The sequence below is a fragment of the Paenibacillus sp. FSL R5-0749 genome, from assembly GCF_038595085.1.
In the GTDB taxonomy this organism is placed as follows: domain Bacteria; phylum Bacillota; class Bacilli; order Paenibacillales; family Paenibacillaceae; genus Paenibacillus.
The window spans coordinates 1,077,245-1,096,854 of sequence record NZ_CP152005.1 but is presented as its reverse complement, the minus strand read 5'-3'; the positions used below and the strand labels follow the sequence as shown (position 1 = coordinate 1,096,854).

Annotated in this window: 16 protein-coding genes; 5 read left to right on the top strand and 11 right to left on the bottom strand. The window is 46.6% G+C overall.

All coding sequences use genetic code 11. The features are described from left to right. Positions 1-102: 102 nt before the first annotated feature. From MKY85_RS04845 to MKY85_RS04830, 4 genes are all read right to left on the bottom strand, one after another. Positions 103-1,389 carry an MFS transporter gene (locus MKY85_RS04845; protein ID WP_342571943.1) on the bottom strand — a complete coding sequence of 429 codons (1,287 nt, stop codon included), beginning with the start codon at positions 1,387-1,389 and terminating at the stop codon, positions 103-105. 148 nt (positions 1,390-1,537) lie between these two features. Next, positions 1,538-2,374 (bottom strand): sugar ABC transporter permease, encoded by an 837-nt coding sequence (locus tag MKY85_RS04840; protein WP_091015889.1) that lies wholly within the window; start codon positions 2,372-2,374, stop codon positions 1,538-1,540. Continuing rightward, positions 2,371-3,726: an ABC transporter permease subunit gene (locus MKY85_RS04835; RefSeq protein ID WP_342571942.1), complete on the bottom strand. Its 1,356-nt coding sequence runs from the start codon at positions 3,724-3,726 to the stop codon at positions 2,371-2,373. The genes MKY85_RS04840 and MKY85_RS04835 overlap by 4 nt, the downstream gene beginning before the upstream one ends. Positions 3,727-3,864: 138 nt before the next feature. Then, complete coding sequence (locus tag MKY85_RS04830; protein WP_342571941.1) at positions 3,865-5,151, bottom strand: maltose ABC transporter substrate-binding protein; 1,287 nt, start codon at positions 5,149-5,151, stop codon at positions 3,865-3,867. 445 nt (positions 5,152-5,596) lie between these two features. On the opposite strand from MKY85_RS04830, the gene MKY85_RS04825 reads away from it, so the two are divergent. Beyond that, positions 5,597-6,631 (top strand): LacI family DNA-binding transcriptional regulator, encoded by a 1,035-nt coding sequence (locus MKY85_RS04825; protein WP_192132664.1) that lies wholly within the window; start codon positions 5,597-5,599, stop codon positions 6,629-6,631. A 167-nt stretch (positions 6,632-6,798) separates the two neighbouring features. On the opposite strand, the gene MKY85_RS04820 is transcribed toward MKY85_RS04825, so the two are convergent. Next, on the bottom strand, positions 6,799-7,557 hold the full coding sequence (locus tag MKY85_RS04820) for an SDR family oxidoreductase (RefSeq protein WP_342571940.1): 759 nt from the start codon (positions 7,555-7,557) through the stop codon (positions 6,799-6,801). A 421-nt stretch (positions 7,558-7,978) separates the two neighbouring features. Between MKY85_RS04820 and MKY85_RS04815 the strand changes: the two genes are divergently transcribed. Together MKY85_RS04815 and MKY85_RS04810 are read left to right on the top strand one after the other, a co-directional pair. Next, positions 7,979-8,578, top strand: coding sequence for a TetR/AcrR family transcriptional regulator (locus MKY85_RS04815; RefSeq protein ID WP_339239843.1), 600 nt, complete (start codon positions 7,979-7,981; stop codon positions 8,576-8,578). A 117-nt stretch (positions 8,579-8,695) separates the two neighbouring features. Beyond that, positions 8,696-9,319 carry a hypothetical protein gene (locus tag MKY85_RS04810; protein WP_342571939.1) on the top strand — a complete coding sequence of 208 codons (624 nt, stop codon included), beginning with the start codon at positions 8,696-8,698 and terminating at the stop codon, positions 9,317-9,319. Between the two features lie 123 nt (positions 9,320-9,442). On the opposite strand, the gene MKY85_RS04805 is transcribed toward MKY85_RS04810, so the two are convergent. The 5 genes from MKY85_RS04805 to MKY85_RS04785 form a co-directional block, all read right to left on the bottom strand. Then, entirely contained in the window at positions 9,443-10,582 is a 1,140-nt protein-coding gene (locus MKY85_RS04805; RefSeq protein ID WP_017690481.1) for a toxic anion resistance protein, read from the bottom strand. A 19-nt stretch (positions 10,583-10,601) separates the two neighbouring features. After that, positions 10,602-12,290 carry a VWA domain-containing protein gene (locus MKY85_RS04800; RefSeq protein ID WP_339239839.1) on the bottom strand — a complete coding sequence of 563 codons (1,689 nt, stop codon included), beginning with the start codon at positions 12,288-12,290 and terminating at the stop codon, positions 10,602-10,604. A gap of 12 nt (positions 12,291-12,302) precedes the next feature. Continuing rightward, positions 12,303-13,034, bottom strand: coding sequence for a hypothetical protein (locus tag MKY85_RS04795; RefSeq protein ID WP_342573271.1), 732 nt, complete (start codon positions 13,032-13,034; stop codon positions 12,303-12,305). A gap of 718 nt (positions 13,035-13,752) precedes the next feature. After that, entirely contained in the window at positions 13,753-14,319 is a 567-nt protein-coding gene (locus MKY85_RS04790) for a Uma2 family endonuclease (protein WP_339239834.1), read from the bottom strand. A gap of 83 nt (positions 14,320-14,402) precedes the next feature. After that, positions 14,403-16,724 (bottom strand): beta-L-arabinofuranosidase domain-containing protein, encoded by a 2,322-nt coding sequence (locus MKY85_RS04785; RefSeq protein ID WP_342571938.1) that lies wholly within the window; start codon positions 16,722-16,724, stop codon positions 14,403-14,405. A 201-nt stretch (positions 16,725-16,925) separates the two neighbouring features. Here MKY85_RS04785 and MKY85_RS04780 point away from each other — a divergent pair, with 201 nt between their 5' ends. Then, positions 16,926-17,690, top strand: a complete 765-nt coding sequence (locus MKY85_RS04780) for an AraC family transcriptional regulator (protein WP_342571937.1) — start codon at positions 16,926-16,928, stop codon at positions 17,688-17,690. 129 nt (positions 17,691-17,819) lie between these two features. Then, the gene (locus MKY85_RS04775; protein WP_339259019.1) at positions 17,820-18,332 is read left to right on the top strand and encodes a GNAT family N-acetyltransferase; all 513 of its coding nucleotides are present in this window, start codon (positions 17,820-17,822) and stop codon (positions 18,330-18,332) included. A 200-nt stretch (positions 18,333-18,532) separates the two neighbouring features. Here the strand turns inward: MKY85_RS04775 and MKY85_RS04770 are convergent, their stop codons facing one another. Then, on the bottom strand, positions 18,533-19,576 hold the full coding sequence (locus MKY85_RS04770; RefSeq protein WP_339259017.1) for a 2,3-butanediol dehydrogenase: 1,044 nt from the start codon (positions 19,574-19,576) through the stop codon (positions 18,533-18,535). Positions 19,577-19,610 lie beyond the last annotated feature (34 nt).

The window sequence follows — 19,610 nt, the reverse complement described above, 5'->3', positions numbered from 1 at the left end:
AATGCTTAGGTTCTTCATAAGCTGCGAAGATTACCTCTATCCCACTCTCTACCGATGTGTACATGTGGTTCAATCCATATCATGCATACTCCCTACTACGTTTTATTGATAGGTTCGAATCGACTTCAATGTTGTGGCTGCCAGAATACCTGTGGCCAACAGCAATATGCCCACGCCTTGCAGCACAGAAGCTGCCCCCCACTGATCTGCCAATACGGAGACAACCGTCAATCCCAGAATAGGCGCTGTACTGGTGATTGTTCCAACGACGCCATAGACCCTTCCTTGCAGCTCGTCCGGTACGGCTGTCCTCAGCATAATTTGGGTGAGCATCGTACAGCAGGCGAACATCGCTCCTCCGCCCACGATTAACGGCAACGCCATGATTGGTGAGGATACATTCGCCAAAAAAATATAGAGTGGGCCTAAAACAATCAGACCGATAAATACCCATCTCCCTCTTCGCTTCAATCGTTTCGCCGAAGCAATCAGCAGTGCAGAGCCCATCATATATCCAAGTGGAATACAGGTCTCAATTAATCCAAACTGTACCGGATTCGCCTCCCATACCTTAACTGCCATCACTTGAACCAGCATCATGGCTGACATGAAAAACAAGATTAGCACTGGATTGAGCAATACAATGGATCGAATCAGACGATTCCGATAGATGTAGCCAAACGAACTGTGCCATTCCTGAACAAACGTGGTCTGCTGACTAACGGATCGCTGTACTTCAGGAAAGTGGCCCGCCATCAGCACACAGACTGCGGACAACAGAAAGGTTGCCCCTGTAATTAATATAGCGACGAATCCTCCAAATGCAGCCACAGCAACGCCCGCCGCGGCCAGACCGCTGATTCGGGCAAGATTATCCACCATATGAATGGTTCCGGTTGCTTGTTGAATATGCTCCCTGCCTACCATACTTGCCACTGAGGCGTGGAATGCAGGTGCCTGAAACAGACTTGAAAACATGGAGAGTGAGAGCAACAGCAGTACCACCGGGAACGGCGCATGCCAACCAAATAAGCTAATCGCAATCAGTACAGCCATGACGCCGCGGAATACATCCGAGGCCAGCATCAGCTTCCTGCGATCCAATCGGTCTGCAACCGTACCCGCCACCGATCCAAACAGAAAGCTGACGGCCATATTGCAGATCTGTACGGCCGCCATGCTCTTCGCACTCCCTGTGGTCTGTAACACCCACAGACTGATCGCAATCCCATTAAAGCAATCCCCGAATACGGAGATACCATAGCCGTACAATATCCTCCGAAAGGTAACATTACGCCAAAGCGTTCGCGGAGTCTTGGCATTTTGCAATGCAGCTTGTCCTCCTTGATATCCCATAACCTCGGGCTCACTGGACGGGTTTATGCCCATACATCACGTTCCTCCCTAATCAAGATTCGAGCCCATATAGAACCAGGCACTTCCGCAGTTCTGTCAGTCGAAAAAGACATGACATTACGGAAGTGCCTGGTTGAAGTGCCATATTTACCGCGGCTGACTATGCTGTTATGGCACGGCATTACCCTTTGGAAGCACCTGCTGTCAGCCCTTGAACAAGGAATCGCTGGAGGAATACAAACAGCAGGGTAATTGGAATGGCGATCAGTACCGCCCCCGCAGCAAACATCGTAAAGTTACTGTCCTGATAACGGTTGACCAGATCCCACATGCCCACCGCCAGCGTCCAATTTTCCTTCGTCCGCAATACCAGCCGGGCGAAGATAAAGTCCATCCACGCACCGGTAAAACTGGTTAGTGCCACATAGGTTAGCATCGGCTTGGATAAGGGCAGGATGATGCTGGTAAATACCCGCAGGTGACTGGCACCATCCATGCGAGCAGCTTCGTCCAGACTGCGAGGAATCGTATCAAAGAAACCTTTGACGATAAATCCACCCAGTACTGCTCCGGATGAATAGACCAGGATGAGCGCAGCGTGGGTGTCGAGCAATTTAACTTGCAGCAAAATGATATAGATCGCAATCATGCTCATAAAGCTTGGGAACATGCCAAGAATCAGCATGGTGGAGAGAATGGTTTTACGTCCACGGAAGCGGAAGCGGGACAGTGCGTACATCCCGAGTGTCACCATCAACGTGGAGAAGATCATCGTGAAAAAGGCAATTTTCAGCGTATTCATATACCATCTTCCGTACATAAAAGACGGGTTATTGAATAACTCACCGTAATGAGTCAGCGTGAATGCTTCGGGCCACAACCGTTCACTGAACAATGCCGCACCCGGTCTCAGGGAAGAGAGAAAGATCCAGAGTACCGGGTAGATGGAGACAATAGCGATAATCACCAATAACACATAACTCAGAGCCAGTCGCAGCGGATTATTACGTGTCTTCATTGAATCATGTCCTCCTCCTTGAATGATTTGGAGCGGCGGAAGTTCCAGATGGAGAATAAAGCGATGATAAGGAAGATAATAATCCCTACCGCTGAAGCCATATTGAACTTGTTATTGTCGAGCGTGAGCTTGTAGAGCCAGGTTACCAAGAGGTCTGTCGCCCCCGCGTACTGATAATCTCCGCGTAGCGGATTTCCGTTCGTCAGCAGGAAGATGACATTGAAGTTGTTGAAGTTTCCGGCGAACTGCATGATGAGTACCGGAGTTGTAGCAAAAAGAATGAACGGCATCGTAATAATTCGGAATTTCTGAAATGCGGATGCTCCATCCACTTCGGCAGCCTCGTAGAGATCACGAGGGATGGCCGTCAATACACCCAGAATAAGCACCATACTGACGGGAATACCGATCCACATGTTGACAACAATGACGGTGACTTTCGCCCAGAACGGATCTGTCAGCCAAGGTAATCCCTCCAGCCCAAACGCTCGCATGTACGTATTGATTGGTCCAAACTGGCCATTGAACAGATTACGCATGAGCAGCAAAGAAATGATCTGCGGGATCGCATAAGGCAAAATAAAAATCGTGCGCCATAGCTTCTTGAAGCGTATGCCCCGCTGTTCTATCAACAGTGCCACAAGCACACCGCCAAAATAGGTGGTGACTGTCGCCAGAATGGCCCAGATGACCGTCCAGGTCAGTACGCCATAGAAGGTCTGGCTCCAGGATTTCAACTGAATCAGATCACTGAACGTCTTGAAGCCAACCCAGTCCACGAGTTTGGCTGGCGGAATATGATCCGGGGCTGAGTAGTTGGTAAATGCAATCGTGATCGTAAACAGAATCGGCATAACGGTGAAAAACAGAATGCCCAGTGCCGGAATGGACAGAAACAGGTAGGGAAAGTTTTTGTCCATCATGTTTCGAAGCGAAGCCCCTGCGCCCAGGGTCTTCTTCCCTTCTTCCCTGGCGACTCCCGTGACGTATGCATCCCGAATATTCAGGATGTAGATCAGAATAAACACAAAAAACACCAGTAGTACGATAATGCCATCCAACAGTAAAAAGATGGAATGGTCTCCCCTTTGAAGTACGGTGGACCCATTCACTTTGACAAAACGCTGTGTATTTTCCCCCAGTGTCCATATGCCCCATACAGCCTGTGACAGACGAGGAAGCAGGTACGCAAGCCCTGCTCCCTCCAGTAACAGTAGACAAATCCCCTTAATCCATTGTCGATTGTACAGCTGTCCAAGACCTTGCAGTATGATGGAACATATAGCCGCTGTCATCCGGTGTTGTCTTTCCCTGTTCGGTCCAACGGGCACCGGGACATGCTGCTGCTGCATTTGCTCTCTCCTCCCCGCCTATTGCTAACGTGTATACATTGAACTAAGTGTGCTTACACTGTACCTCTCCGTTTTTGTGTAAATATGAAGTTCAATCTATACAATTCTTATGCATATCTTCGGATTCGTCGTTCGTCCCTATTGGACGGTAGCAAGGCTTTCCTGGATCTGTTTCACGGCATTGTCCAGCGATGCCTTCACGTCCTTATCGGTATCCCATATATCCGTAATCGCAGACGTGATTGGTCCCCATACGCTGTCCATGGCAGGAAGGGAAGGCATTGGTGTAGAGTTGTTGAACTGTTCCAAGAACGCCTTATTGATTGGGTCCTCCTGCACCTTCGAATCAGCAGCCACGTTTTTGTTCGCAGGGAGTGTACCGTTTAGATCAAAGTTCTCCATCTGAGCCTCTTCATTGGAAAGGAACGCTGCCAAAAGCTTCGATGCATTTGGGTATTGTGTAAATGCATTTACATAATAGGCTTTAACACCTGAGAAGGAGGTCATCGGTTTGCCATCAATTGCCGGAAGCGGAGCAACGCCAAAATCAATACCGGCATTGCGATAATCGGCAATGGTCCACGGACCGTTAATATCCATAGCCAGCTTGCCGCTGGAGAATAATCCTTTTTTGATATCATAGTTCACGTCACCCATCTTGAGCGGCAGTACTTCCGACTTCAGCTTCTGCAAGAACTGTCCACCCTTCAGTGCTCCTTCGTTATTCAGACCGAGATCCCCGCTATCCATCCCGTTGTCCCCAAAAATATAACCGCCCTGTGAAGCCAGGAACGCATAGTTATAGTAAAATTGCTGCAATTCCCACATCAGCGCATATTGATTGGATTTCACGTTATTGAACGTCTTGGCGAAGCTGATAATCTCATCAAAGTTTTTCGGAGCTTCTGGATACAATGCTTTGTTGTAAAAGAGAGCATACGTCTCCACGCTGTACGGATAGCCGTACAGGATATCCTTGAACGTTACCGCCTTCAGTGCGTTGTCGCTGGTGTTCTCTGCGGTTTCTGCTTCAAATATGTCATTGGGCAGAATAAGTCCCGCCTCTGAAGCGCTACCAATCTTATCATGTGGGAAAACGACAACATCTGCCGCGAGACCCGCCGGGCCATCCGTCGTTAGTTTGGTGACCTGATCGGTTGGAGGTAGCTCCTCCATTTTGACCGTTACCCCGTACTTCTCTTCGAATTTTTTGGCTCTTTGCTCAATAAAACTGCTTTGATTTTTGTCCTCCCAGATCACCAGGGTTGCCCCTTCTTCCGGTTGAAGATTCTCAGCTGTCAGCTCTACCACTTCCTCCGGATTTTCACCTGCCGTAGTTGGAGATGGACTTCCGCCTCCAGCCCCGCATGCAGCCAGTGTGAAAGCCATCATGACGGACAATGTTGCCCCTTGCCATTTTCTCATGTAAAATGTCCCCTTCCCTCTGCTTGGTCCAACAATGTTCGCGCTTTTCACCCTTTTGTCTGCGTATGTTGTCAGGTTTTGCATTCCATGTTCACTTTTGTACAAACGTTTGCTCAAATGGAAGACAAGATGACTCCTTCGTTCAATATGTAGGGGGAAATAAGTCAAGAAGTATGTAAATTCATAGATGTAAGCGCTACAATAACAATCACATCATACAATACCTAACTTTCTTTGCACAAACGTTTGCACAAGCCATATTTGCTCAATTTTAACCAATTTACCTCTTCTACCTACAGTAATTTCCTATTTCCTTGTTCAGACTCTTTCTTCCTTTATTTTACTTCCTGTGCAACTCATATGTGGCAGTTAGCAATTGATTTATCGTATCCTTTGGATTACCATAGGAGAATATTTATACGATTGTTCAGAAGGGATTTTTTACATGATTACGATCAAGGATATTGCCAAATTGGCGGGTGTTTCCCCTTCTACAGTGTCACGAGTGATTTCCAACCATCCCAGAATCAGCACCAAGACGTCTCTCAAAGTGAAGCAAATCATGAAAGAATTAAACTACCATCCCAACATCATGGCGAAGAGCCTGGTTTCCAAGACGACCCATACCCTTGGCATTATGCTTCCGCGTCCTGCTGAAGAGTTGTTTCAGAATTACTTTTTCGGGGAACTGCTGCGGGGTATTATTACACATGCCACCCGTATGAATTATGAATTGCTGCTAACCACTGAAACTTCATCAGACAATGAACTGCACGCGATCTCCCGTCTTGTTCATGGTCGCAGAGTGGATGGCATTCTGTTGCTTGGGTCCAAACGAGACGATCCCATCATTTCATTTTTGGAAGCGGAAAAGTTTCCTTTTGTGTTAATCGGTCGCAGCGAAGCTCATCCCAATGCCCCCATGGTGGATAACGATAATGTACAGACTGCTTATGATGCGACACATCATCTGATCGCCCAAGGGCATACGCGAATCGGATTTGTCAGCGGCCCACCGGACATTACGTTATCGCATGATCGCATGCTAGGATACCAAAAAGCGCTTGCCCAAGCCGGGCTGGATGCCGATAGTGACTGGATTGTGGAAGGTGAATTTCTGCAGGAAAGTGGATTCAGGGCCATGTCGCTGTTCATGTCCTTGCCGAACAGACCCACCGCAATCGTTGTCATTGATGACAATGTGGCCTTCGGGGTACTGAGAGCTCTTGCCGAGCTTCATTATCTGGTGCCTGAGGATATCAGCGTGGTCAGTTTTAACAATATTGCTTTATCGGAGCTGGCTTCACCACCCTTAAGCTCTATAGACATTGGAACCTATCAGCTGGGCTATACAGCCGTTCAGGTCTTGTTGAAAATTCTAAGCGGGGAACCACAGCCTCATAATCCGGTCATTATTCCCCATCGTCTGATCGTGCGTGAATCCTCACTCTTTTCCAAACCAAAACCACCCTCAAACTGATTCATTTCGAGCATCCGTGTAGAAATGCAAACGTTTGTCCTATACGGGATATGGCGCTGTGATCCACCGTTCTCGGAGTAACACAAAAAAGAAGCCGCATATGGTTATGCGGCTTCCTGACTGTTCGCACTATTTCGGTACTTCATGCTCGACTGCGCTTGAATGGATTAATAGGAACTCCAACCTGCATCAGCCGTAACGACGGTTCCGTTCACGAAGCTGGACTCGTCCGACCCAAGGAACAAGGCCACCTTGGCGATCTCTTCACTCGTCCCGATGCGTGGGTTGATTGCCATGCCCAGCTGTTGCCGTCCTGCACCGTATGGGCTAATGTCGGCCATGGATGCGCTGATGTTGGTTGCCACGGCACCTGGGGCGATCGCATTACAACGAATGCCTTGCTCAGCATACATATACCCTGTATTTTTGGTGAAGCCCACGACCGCATGTTTGGAGGCCGTATAGGCTGCTCCTGCACGTCCGCCGTGCAATCCACCTGCCGAAGCAATGTTCACGATGACGCCTTTTTGTTTTTCCAGGAAGATCGGTAATACCTTACGCGTTGTCCGCATCACACTGGTTGTGTTCACAGCGAACAATCTCTCCCACTTCTCATCCGTTATATCCGCTGCAGGCTCCATGCCATCCATAATGCCCGCATTGTTAATCAGAATATCTACTGTACCGTATGTGCTCACCGTCGTATCAATCAGATTCTGCACATCTTCTTCTTTGGCTACATTGGCCAGAACCACAATCGCTTCCCCGCCCTGTGCCTTAATATCATTCACAACCGCCTGTGCGGATTCCTCGTTAATATCCGATACGACTACTTTCGCTCCCTCTTGGGCATACAACATCGCGATCGCTTTCCCCATACCTGAACCAGCACCTGTCACAACTGCCACTTTATCTTGAAGTTTCATTCCATGTATCCTCCTTTGTGTATTCGTTTACAATAAGTTAACAAACAAATGTTCATTAACTCTTATCCTTAGTATAATAAGTCATAGCAATTCACTTCAATCAGTAAAAGCTTGTCCAGTTGTACGTTAAACAACACTATTAAGCCCAAATGTACTTTAACTATTTAAGTGAACTATATAAATTGAACTAAACAGTTACACAAAACGGAGAGGACAGAAAGAACCTGAAAAAGCGGAGCTAAAAGCTTTCTGCAAGAAAGCTGCATCGGAAGCATATGCTTCGCCTTTATCCCCGGATTTACCCCTTTATAAAAGGAATCAAAAAAATCTGGGGATAACAGCGATTGGAAGGTTGTTCTGTCATCGAAGTGGCCAGTGTAAATATTCTTTAGTTCAACTTATATAGAGAGGAGGAAAATAGATGTCTGAGACCCCGAATTCGATGGACCGAAGAATCAAAAAATCAAAAGCTGCGCTGAAGGATGCTCTCATCCATCTGATGCAAAAACATCCCTTTAAAGAAATATCCATTACGGATATTGTCGAGCGCGCCGACCTGAATCGAGGTACTTTCTACAGACATTATCAGTATAAAGAAGACCTGTTCAACGAAATCATCGATGATGTGATTCAGGATCTGGTGACTTCTTTTCGCAAACCCTATCAAGGGTTGAAAGAGTTCGAGGTCGGTCTGATGCCCTCTTCGGCCATCACCATATTTGAACATGTGCACCAGCATGCACAATTCTACACACTGGTTGTACAGTCCGAGGCTTCGTCCAACTTTCAACGCATGATCTGTGATGTTCTTCGCGATCTCTCCTTACAGGATCTGAACCATATCTTCCCGCAGCACATTAACCATGAACTGTTGGCAAGTTACCAGTCTCATGCGATATTCGGCATGATCATGGAGTGGATCAGGCAGGATTTCAAGCACAGCCCCGCCTACATGGCCGAGGAGTTATTCAAGATCATTCATTACAGACCTGACAATGTCGTGTTAAAAGATGATTATTGAGGGGGATTTTGAAAAAAAGCGGCAACTCTATTTTTATGTAAATGTATTCCTGTAATTTCTGATAATGATATGTTAGGTTATCCAGTGGAATACAACCAAAGGAGGATGACAATACATTTGAAGAAGTCGTGGATTATATCATTGATTACCAGTTTTGTTTTGCTTGGAGGAGTTCTTTTCTCTCCAGCCGCTTCTGCTGATGCTGCCAAAGTAGCAACATCTACATATTCAGATTCAGATCAGAGTTATAGTGAAAACGAAGATAATTTGAACAAAGAACTTATGGACGAATTAGAATTAGATGATGCAGAACAGGAGCTCACTAAAGATCAAAAGGATTTCGAAGAATATCTCGAACAAATATCTCGCCTTGTACCTTATGAGAATAAAGCAATCGACACATTGGGTAGTGTGGGAGGTGAGGTGAGTTCAACCAATCGCAAGTCCATGTACCTCAAACTTACGAATACGGTGATCCCTAATTATACAAAAACGGTATCCATGTTAAAACAAATCAAACCTTCTAATCCTGAACTTAAGAAAATACATGCCTATTATGTCAAGGGAAGCTACCTTCAGCTGGAAGGATACTTGTTGTACAAACAAGCCGTTTCTAAAAACAAAGTAAATTCCAAGATACTGCAACAAGGTCGTGCCAAAGTACGTGCGGCTGGCGTTCTCCTCGACCAATACGAGCAACAGATATACCCTTATGCGCGGAATATTGGGTATCTACATTAGTACCAATCTTCATAGAGAACCAAAAAGCGACCATTCCTCATGCTTAATGAGGAACGATCGCTTTTTCTAATTATACAAATGATAGCCAGCGAACAAGTGACATTGTATTTCTTTCTCTTCTGTTTACAGCCCTAGCTTCTGCCCCTTCTCCAAACGCTGTATCTGTTGCTCTCCAGTATCTGCAAGCTCACGGAACTGGTTAATCGTTTCACGCATTCTTGGCAAGGCTTCCTGCTTATACAAACTGATTGAATCGAGTGCTGACAATACATCGGTGAACGCCTGTTTCATCGTATCCACGGAAATGCTGGCTTCATATGCCTGTTTCTGAATGGCAATCCCCTGATCCTTGAGCATTTTGGATGTACCGGCAATCAAATCATTGGTTGTCTGGTTCAGCAATTCAATCTTCTGCAATACAATCTTCTGATTATACAAAGCACTCGCTACCGTAACGGCAATTTTCAGTGCCGAGATCGTTACATTCTTGGCCCGGTCTACCCCTCGAATTAGTTCCTTGTTGTTACGGATGACCACTTCAATCGCCATGATGCCCTGTTGATTCACGACCAGCATTTGCTGCAGGTCCATGACCCGCTGACGGAGTGGGAACAACACTTCCTCTGTAATAAAGCGGACTTTCTCTGGGTCCTCATTGCGGACCTTGGCGGCTTCAATCTGCGCGTCGATGGACTCATCCATGAGCACACCAAGCTGAATCTCCTTTTGCAGTCGTTTGGTGAGTTCTCTCAGGTTCTGTTGTTCGATCTCCAGCGTCGTATTATCGTTACGCAGGGTGGATCTGCCTTTATCCAAAGAGGTTACGATGTCAGCGATGACTGCGTCAGCCTTCTGATATTTCAGGAAATAGGCGCGAAGCGGATTGAACAATTTCCCGAGGAAACCGGTCTTGGCAAAGTCGACCACGCTCGGGTCGAGATCCTTCAGTTGCATATGCAGCTCGGTCAAACCTTTGGCGACCTGACCGCCTTCGTCTCCCGTCTTGGACAGATGTCCAACGGAGACTTGAAGCAAGGCGTTTTTCTCAGAAGAGGATCTCATCGTATTCATGCCAAAGCCATCAATGGATTGCAGAATCTCTTTGCGCTTCTCCAGGGATTCGAGATCCAGTGTCATAATCATCTCTACGTTGGCATTGGCCACTTGTTGAAGCTCCGCGACCTCGGCGGGCACGGGTTTCACCTCTTCTTCAATCACCTTCTGAATTTCCTTCTGGCTTGGTATTTCCATTGAAAATGACATCTAAGTTCCCCCTTTAAATTTACATCTGTACGTTAAACAGGTTCCCGATCTTGTACACGACATCGTCGGTATCGGCATTGATGCTTGCCGCTTCGTTAATGCTGGAGATGCTCTCCAGAGCCTTAATGTCCGCGTTGTATCCAATCGTATAGATCGGCACTTGGTACGTCTCGACCAGATCCCGGATATCCTTCAGGGTATGACCTTCATTGGTCTCGCCATCACTCAGAACAAAGATTAACGGCTTCACATTCGGATTAGCAACCATGTAATCTTCCAGCATCTTCATCGCTACCACGATCCCGTCAAAAGTAGCCGTCCCTCCGCCAGCTTGCAGACTATCCACTGTTCCGACAAACATGGACTGTTGGTTCGTATCATACTTGGCAATGGGCAGATTCACGGTTACCCCGCTGGAGTAAGAAACCAAGCCAATACTGTTGTCTGTACCCAGGTACTTCTGACCTTTGCGCAGGGACTCCTTCAGTCGGTTAAGCGGTTCGCCGTCCATGCTTCCGGATACATCCGTCACGAACACAGCGGCAATCGGTTTGCTACCGTTTTTCTTTTCTTTCCATACTTTCTGTGCAGACAACAACGTGCCGCCATCCACGGTGGCCAGTTCGGATTTGTAATCCTGCAACCCGTTGAAACCAAACTCTTCCGCTGATTGTTGATACTTCGCCTGGGTTACAAATTCCGCAAACTTTTGGATAATCTCCTGTTTGTTCTTCGGCAATTGTCCCAATGCATACAGCGGACTGTCATGTCTCACGCCAAAAGGTGTAAAGACGTAACCACTCTTCAGATCGGCAGTATTCACATACGTCTGGTATTCGAGTACAAAGGCATCCAGTCGGCCTGACTTGGCAGCTTCCCGCATCTGAATGGTTGTCGAGGCTGTAAACGGTACATTCGTCTGGAATTTCTCAAATCCCTCAATCGCCTTCTCGCCCAGCGGATTGGCGCTATCATAAGTATTCAGAGCAGTCACCAGGAAGTTCAGTCCTGTGGAGCTGGCAAATGGATCGGTATATCCCATCGCGAGTTCATTGTTGGCAATCGCTTCGGTTACGGTTTTTACATTCACGGAGCCGTAAGTATCAACCAGTGCATCATACTTGGCTTTGGAAATGACAATACCAGGGACATTCCCAACCAATCGCTTGGAAACCATCTCTGTTTTCACCCCACTGGCCTCAACCATCTCGCCCCACAGTTCATTAGAAGGCGTGAATGCATCAGGTATATACTTGCCCGACTTGATATAATCGGTAGCCGTTCCGGAGGCAATGTTGCGGATTTTGACGGATACCTGTTTCCCGCCAACGGTAATTTTTGCTTTGTTGAATTCCTCGCCCACTTCAGTTAACCAGCCATCTACCCCGCTACCTGACTTCTCTGTGGAAGAGAAGATTTCGACGTAATCATTCGTTGTATTCTCTACGGCAATTGCGAATTTGGAGATATCCGGCAGCGATTCTGCTACGTCGACCGGATCGAGATCAATCTGTCCTTTGACCGGTTCTGCCGTCGCTGGTGCAATGTTTGCGTACAGTTTGCCCAGTTCCTTACCTGCATTCTCTGTGCTCACCTGTGTGGTCGACTTGCCAAAGTTCGATGTTAATGTTATTCCTGCATAGACCAGACCGAATACGAGTACCAGCATTACAATCGATATGAAAAAAAACTTTCCCTTCTTGGCCATACGAGCAACCCCTCACTGTCTGTATAATTTGGTGTGCTTGATTAACTGATCAATCTCCTGCATACAAGGCATCTGTTCAATATCTCCTGCTTCAAAGCTGTCGAGGCGTGAAATCTCAAGTAACAACTGATCCAGCTTGAGCAAAATTTCCTCATTGGTGTGTAATGCATTCTTCACATAAGACAAATAATCGTTGTATACCTTGGTTTTTTCCTGAAAAAGTTTCTGGGGTAGGTTTGAGGATTTGGATTTCATCATGTTGGCATAGTCTGCTTCATCGAATACATTCAACCGATTCAGTACACTGCGGATATTCAGGTATAACAGCTTCTCCACTTCCATCGTGACTGATGCGAATTTTTTGTAGCTAAGTTCCCCCGGATCAAACCGCTGATGAAGCACATTCAGAAGTGTTTCTTTCTTCTTTTTCATCCGGCTAAGTTGAGACAGCCCCAGCGTAATATCTTCTTCGAGGACTTTGATGCGTCTATAAAAAGATAAAGCTTCCACATAATCTTCATGTGTTTCGATATGCTTCACGGGCAGAACCACCGGCTGTCTGAACAGCATGGTGTAACTGCCATATAAGAGTGCCATTGCACTGCCGAACAACAGGGTAACGGATAGCGAAGTTGTGAATGCACCCTCCCCGAAATTCAGCCCGATAAAGCCGGGTGAGAATGCCAGAACATTCACAGCAACAACAACAAGGATTAATCCCATGAATTGTATGTACTTAATCATGTTCAATCATCCGACCTCCTTTCATGTTATATATTGAAGCTATATGTCGTTATTTTCCTGTTCCACTTTTTCTATTGTACATGATGTTAACGCTCTCAGGTGGATAACATTGGATAATGGAATACTCATAATATACGTGGTTTGGGCTTATCCCATTTCATATTTTCAGGGACAACGTGGAACTTGGCAGGAAATGTTGTGGTCAATCCATACAAAGTGAGTTTTACAAGACAGCAGATTGTGGATAAGAAATGTTATCAGGTAATACGTGGAAAATGGCTATGCGTGTCATTTTTTATATAAGACTTGTCTGAAAAATAAGCAATGTAAAACAGGGGTCACAAGAACACTCACACAACATGTCAGAACTACAAACACTACTGAAGCATAAAAAAAGACGAAACGGAGATCATCCAATTTCGCCTCTTATGCGTTGTTTCTTCGTTTAAGGTTGGGTTATCTATAGCTAACGAACTGAGGTAACGTTATTGGGTGCATGTCAGCTCATTTGAAAATGCAACGAACCTGAGACACGTTATATTCGTGTATTAGGTGTAAAAACGTTGTTTATCGCCTATTTCAGATGAAATAGCGTCGCTGAGATTCGTTACATTTTCCACCTCATCCAATTTGCTCGGTTAAGGCGTGTAGGGTTCGTTAGCATTAGAAAACAACTGCCTTATCGCTTCCTCTGTAGCGGACAGGTTGACGCTTCGCACTACCTGAGCTTGAACAACGAATCCAGCGGAATGTGCAATTCAGGATACAAGACAGATATCATCGTTTCCTGCTCAGTATACAGATGACGGGTCTGATAACTGCCATCCTCCAACGTGTACACATGGACGGTTTGATTCCCGGGGTCAACAATCCAGTATTCGTTCACGCCGTATTTCTGATACAAGTTAAATTTTTCATTAAAATCCTTTAGCGCAGTCGAAGGCGATAACACCTCGATAATTAAAGAAGGTGCACCGTGACAGCCATTCTTAGATATCTGGTCTTTGGAGCAAACCACCGATAAATCAGGCTGTACAACTTGATCTGGCAGGTCATATTGTTCATTTTCGCTAAAATACACATCAAAAGGGGCAACAAACACGAAACATTTCCGATTCTGAAAAAAAGTCCGCAAAGAGAAGTGCAGCTCACCCACAATAAACTGGTGCAATGAAGTGGGTGCTGGAGACATATTAAAAGCTTTGCCGTTAATTAATTCCCATGCCCCCTCCCAAGTTAACCAATCCTGAAAGTTATACGTACCTTTATTATCGGGTTTTGCCACACTTCCAACCTCCTCTTCCCAACTAACCGTAATTTATTATCATTATAACATTGTGTTTGCGCCTTTTCACACCATGCCTCTTATCATGCAAAGAGAGATTCGGGTTTGCTTCGCGTAGTGCGTACCTCGACAACTTTCCCGGCACAGCCATTGTCGCCCTCCGCCTGGAACATGACCTTAACGCTGTCTTTACCTGATGTAACGGACTCAGGAATATCATAGGTCACATAGAATACGTCGCCGATTTTGTTCATATGAATTCGCTGCTCTCCAATGCGTGTGCCATCCACGGTAATGGTGAACTGTCTGTTGTATAACGTACCTTCCCGTTCAAATGTAGAATAATCTCCACCCCAATAGGCCACACATAGATAATTGGTTGCGGCGCGATCCACCGCCAGTTGGTAACTGAAGTAAGCCCCACTGAAACCAAAAGCCTCTCGCCACATATGCAACTTCTTACGTCCATCTGTGGTTGAACCGTTATAATGCTCCCCACGGCAGTTGCTATCCAGTTGATGTCCGATCTCATCCTGCTGACCATCCGCCTGAACCCTGTCGATCGTGATGTCGTTCAACTCTTTCTCTAACGCATCACCTTCATCGTTAAACGGCCAATACACGGTATAAAATTCATGGTGCACATCATAGAACGGAATCAGCTTCACGGGTTCTCCCGTGGAAGTGACATCCTTGCTAAGTTCAAATGTTAACGTGTCTGCATCTACGACCTTGATCCACTGTCGCACATCCTCCTGCTCCGTCCAGATCACAGGTACGGGTGCGGTCTTGGGATTCAATGCTGTTTCGTCCACAATTGTGTCCTCTGGCAGACCCTCGCTTCCCAGTGCACCGGCGAGTACAATCGGGCCGTACAGAAAGGCTACTTTGTGCACATCATCCCGGGCAGTGTACTGGCGAAGCGACATTGGCAGTGTGATTGTAATGACATCGCCCGCTGTCCAGGTGCGGTCGATGGAAAGATAGCCGGGTTCCATCCGTGTATACGGATGTGCCGTATCCCCGTTGACGGTTGCCGTCATTGGCTGTTGCAGCCATGAGGGCACGCGTAATCTTAGATGAGCCGAGGCGCTGCCGCCGGTGATCGTCAGGGTCACCTTTTCCGAATAAGGAAAGTCGGTTTCGAGCTTCAGGGATATTCCCTGAGACGTCCAATCCAGCTGGGAAGCGATATACAGGTTGACGTACAGGTCTTGCTCGTCTTCGAAATAGATCGCCTCGGCATATTTGCCCGGGTTCTCCATGCCTGATCCTGTACAGCACCACCAGGCGGTATCGTGAGTACCATAGATTTTGTAGTGGCCTTGCAGCGTTGATGCAAAATACGTTTTGTTCCCCGTATCGGGGTCCTGCGTGCCGAGGATGTGATTGTAGATGGCGTTTTCATAATAGTCCATGTAGGCACTATCGTGATTCCAGGCGAAGAGTTGTTTCGTCAAATGCATCATGTTGTGAGTACAGCAGCTCTCTCCTGTTTTGATACCAAGACTCTCCATGCCCTTCGCTTCATAATGCTCCGAAATGCTCGTCGCTCCAAATACGTAAGAACGATGATGTACCGTCGTGTCCCAGAAAAACTCTGCTGCTGTCCGATAACTCTCACGGGTATGGTCCTGATTGTAGATTTCGGCAGCACCGATCACTTTGGGAATCTGAGTATTGGCGTGTTTGCCTTGAAGATCGTCCTGCTTGTGTTCCAAGGGTCTCAGAATCAATTGATGGGTAAACTTATTGGCGATCTCAAGGTATAAGGCTGTCCCCGTAATCCCATACAGTTGTGCAAAAACCTCATTCATGCCCCCGTGCTCACTCTGTAGCATCGTCTGGATCTGTTCTTCCGTCATGGTCTTCAGACCTTCTACTGCCCAGTCCGCGAACCGTGTTACCACATCTAGTGCCTGACCGTTGCCAGTGAGTCTGTAGGCGTCAATCAGACCGCGATAGATTTTGTGCACACTGTACCAGGGAACCCAGTACTCCCCGATGTTAAATCCACCAATATGTTCGGCGCGAAATGCGATGCGGAACGCTTCTTCTGACAAACCGCCGATGTACCCACTTCCCGTAGTCTGCTGGATTCTCGCAAGTTCCGTGACTGCATAATCCAGTGTTTCTTTTAACGTCTTATTCCCGGTTGCCTGATACGTCACAGCCAGGGCAGACAGATAATGACCGAGGGAATGTCCGCTGATGGTACGAGCCTCCCAACCCCCATATCGCTCTTTTCGGGCAGGTAAACCATGAGCCTCAAAGCATGGGGCCAGGAATCGATCGATATCCAGCGATAACAGGTAACGCTCCCCGACCTCTTGTGATGTTTGGAACACACCGTTTAACAACTCTACATGTTCCGGTCCCAGAAATCCCTTTTTCGTATCAATCATGACACTCACTCCTTCACGGTATGTACTAGACAGATATCCACTTGTATTTTCATTGATATATCCAGAGGGGTAAAATCCGTGTTCTGTCCCATATGCCCTATACTCAAAAACCCTCTTTATCACTTGAATATCCCCATAGTATCAAATAAAATGTAATAACATCAGACTCATAATCCTAGAAAAGGTGGATAAATCCGTCCTATGCAAAAGCCACTGGAACATTACCTGTGCGGCAAGTTCATATCCGACGGCAACTGGAGCCATATGAGACGCAGCATGCCCGTTCACGAGATCATTTTGATGCTGGAAGGTGAGATGTACATCGCGGAGGACGACGAAAAGTACGTGGTTCGTGCCAATGATCTGTTGTTTCTACACGCCGGTCGTACACATTATGGCTACCAGATTAGCGACACACCCGTCAGCTTCTACTGGGTTCACTATGCTGCCAAGTCAGCAGAATTCAATCGGCTCAGGACACATGCCACCATTCAGGTACCTTCCATGGCCAATCAGTTATTCAAGCAGCTGCTGCATGTGTCATCCTTCTCACCGGAGGAAGCCGACGCTGCACTACTATTGTTGTTCAGAGAACTGGAGCGTAATATAGAGGCCGATTATCGCCCGCACAATGCGATTGTGGACCATATCTGCAAGTGGGTCGATATTCATCTGCATACAAACATTACGGTGAGTCAGATTGCAGAGAATTTTAATTTTAACAAAGACTATATCTCCAAAATGGTGAAACGCGAGAAAGGTACCGGGCTCAAAACCTATATCCTCACCGAACGTATTCGCCGGGCGAAACAACTGCTGCTCAATACCAATGCCAGTGTAAAAGAAATCGCCGGACAGTGCGGATTCTCCGATTACAAGCTGTTCCTGCGCATGTTCAAACAATACGAAGGCAATACGCCAACCGAATATCGCAATCATCTGTATTCCACACAGCTCAATCGCTGATATGCTTTGACCTATAGAAATGACTGAGTGAACTATAGAAAATTTGAATGAATCGGATGGAATCCGTTATGGTAAAATGCAAGAAAACTCTATATCATACTTAACCCATAAGAGAAGAGGAATTAAAAGATGACAACGGCTGCCGTTACGATTCATCCCGCCACAGAAACGGACCATCCAGAGATTGTAGATATCCTTATTGCAAGTTATGCCGAGTATCGGGAGACTTTTGAGCAAAATGAACGCTGGGAGGCCTACTTAAAAGACATTAGAGAGTCCGTGGTTAATCCGTACCTGACACAATTATGGATCGCCAAGATTGATGATCAGATTGTTGGTACAGTCCAATTGTTCGAAACAGCGCGCAAGGCTTATCCAGACTTTGAATTGCCAATCGATTATCCGTTTATTCGGCTGTTAGGTGTTGATCCAAAATGGAGAGGTCATGGGATCGCCAGAGCATTGCTCCAGCAATGTGTGGAATCTGCCAAAGACATGGGCAAAAATACGGTGTATTTATATACGGGAGGTCAGATGGTGAATGCCATCCGTTTATATGAGCGTTTTGGATTCTATGAGGATAAGGAATTCAGCTCCGAGAGTAGCGGGGGTAAGGCGATTTGCTACCGCTATGATTCCTAGTTTTGGGTATTAGCTTAACGAACCGCGATCAGCGGAATTGATTCATAATGAGTAGCTAGTGAAAGCTCACTGTTCTACTTGAATAAAGCGAAAAAGACCATTCATGCGGATGAACGGCCTTTTTCGCGATCTAAAATTTATACTTCAATTACGTTGATATGAAAATCTATCCTTGTTAGTGAGAAGTTAGCGAAAAGTCTTTAGCCGCCGATCTCCACCAAAATCTTCGCATGGCTCTTGTCGCTCATCAACAGCTCCAGCCCTTCCTCTACGATGTCGTCCAGTTTAATTTTTTTGGTGATGACCTGTTTCACATCAAGCGACCCTTCCGCAATCAATGAGATTACTTCAGGGAAAATGTGACGATAGGCCAGCGTTGCTGTCAGATTCGCTTCCTTCACCAGAAGATCGAAGAAGTTCACTTGGAGCGGATTTGGAATCGCCGCGATCACAACAACTTCTCCACCTTTTTTGACAACCGCAACGGCACTGTCCATGGTTGGTTGCACTCCCGCTGCTTCATAAGCCACATCGATGCCACCCGATTGTTGCAAAATCACTTCGGTTGCATTAACTTTGGCACTATTCACCGGAACAGCTCCCAGCTTGGCTGCCAAGTCCAAACGTTCCTCAAATACATCGACTGCATAGATTTCAGAAGCGCCTGCTGCTTTGGCAGACAGAATGGTCAATAATCCAATTGGACCGGCTCCGTACACGGCTACCTTATTCCCCACTTTCAATTTGCTGTGTCGAACCGCATGAAACGCTACTGCCGTAGGCTCTACGAGGGCACCTTCTTCGAAGGTTACGTTATCCGGGATGGGATGTACCATATAGGATTCAACAACAACATACTCCGCAAAACCACCATCACCATTCAGTCCAACGAATCCAAATTGAGTACACTGGTTATAACGCCCCTGGATACAGTATTCGCATTTTCCACAGTGGTACAATGGCTCTACCACAACTCGCTGCCCCACACTGATACCGCTTACATTACTACCCAATTCACTCACGGTTCCTGCAAATTCATGACCCAATGTGAGCGGTGCTTTCTGTCCTGAGAGCGGATGATTCTCGCCTTCTTGAATGCCCACACCATGATGATAAGCATGCAAGTCACTGCCGCAGATCCCCGCATATTCCACTTTGATTTTGACTTGTCCTGCTTGAGCAACCGGAACCTCGCGATCTTCAACACGCACATCTTTATGGGCATACCATACTGCTGCTTTCATGAAGTTCATCCCCTTTATATGATTGTCTATATAT

What these genes read in the sequence shown, in the direction of transcription:
- MKY85_RS04845 (WP_342571943.1), bottom strand. Translation starts at nt 1,389, where the DNA reads ATGGGCATAAACCCGTCCAGTGAGCCCGAGGTTATGGGATATCAAGGA.
- MKY85_RS04840 (WP_091015889.1), bottom strand. Translation starts at nt 2,374, where the DNA reads ATGAAGACACGTAATAATCCGCTGCGACTGGCTCTGAGTTATGTGTTA.
- MKY85_RS04835 (WP_342571942.1), bottom strand. Translation starts at nt 3,726, where the DNA reads ATGCAGCAGCAGCATGTCCCGGTGCCCGTTGGACCGAACAGGGAAAGA.
- MKY85_RS04830 (WP_342571941.1), bottom strand. Translation starts at nt 5,151, where the DNA reads ATGAGAAAATGGCAAGGGGCAACATTGTCCGTCATGATGGCTTTCACA.
- MKY85_RS04825 (WP_192132664.1), top strand. Translation starts at nt 5,597, where the DNA reads ATGATTACGATCAAGGATATTGCCAAATTGGCGGGTGTTTCCCCTTCT.
- MKY85_RS04820 (WP_342571940.1), bottom strand. Translation starts at nt 7,557, where the DNA reads ATGAAACTTCAAGATAAAGTGGCAGTTGTGACAGGTGCTGGTTCAGGT.
- MKY85_RS04815 (WP_339239843.1), top strand. Translation starts at nt 7,979, where the DNA reads ATGTCTGAGACCCCGAATTCGATGGACCGAAGAATCAAAAAATCAAAA.
- MKY85_RS04805 (WP_017690481.1), bottom strand. Translation starts at nt 10,582, where the DNA reads ATGTCATTTTCAATGGAAATACCAAGCCAGAAGGAAATTCAGAAGGTG.
- MKY85_RS04800 (WP_339239839.1), bottom strand. Translation starts at nt 12,290, where the DNA reads ATGGCCAAGAAGGGAAAGTTTTTTTTCATATCGATTGTAATGCTGGTA.
- MKY85_RS04795 (WP_342573271.1), bottom strand. Translation starts at nt 13,034, where the DNA reads ATGATTAAGTACATACAATTCATGGGATTAATCCTTGTTGTTGTTGCT.
- MKY85_RS04785 (WP_342571938.1), bottom strand. Translation starts at nt 16,724, where the DNA reads ATGATTGATACGAAAAAGGGATTTCTGGGACCGGAACATGTAGAGTTG.
- MKY85_RS04780 (WP_342571937.1), top strand. Translation starts at nt 16,926, where the DNA reads ATGCAAAAGCCACTGGAACATTACCTGTGCGGCAAGTTCATATCCGAC.
- MKY85_RS04775 (WP_339259019.1), top strand. Translation starts at nt 17,820, where the DNA reads ATGACAACGGCTGCCGTTACGATTCATCCCGCCACAGAAACGGACCAT.
- MKY85_RS04770 (WP_339259017.1), bottom strand. Translation starts at nt 19,576, where the DNA reads ATGAAAGCAGCAGTATGGTATGCCCATAAAGATGTGCGTGTTGAAGAT.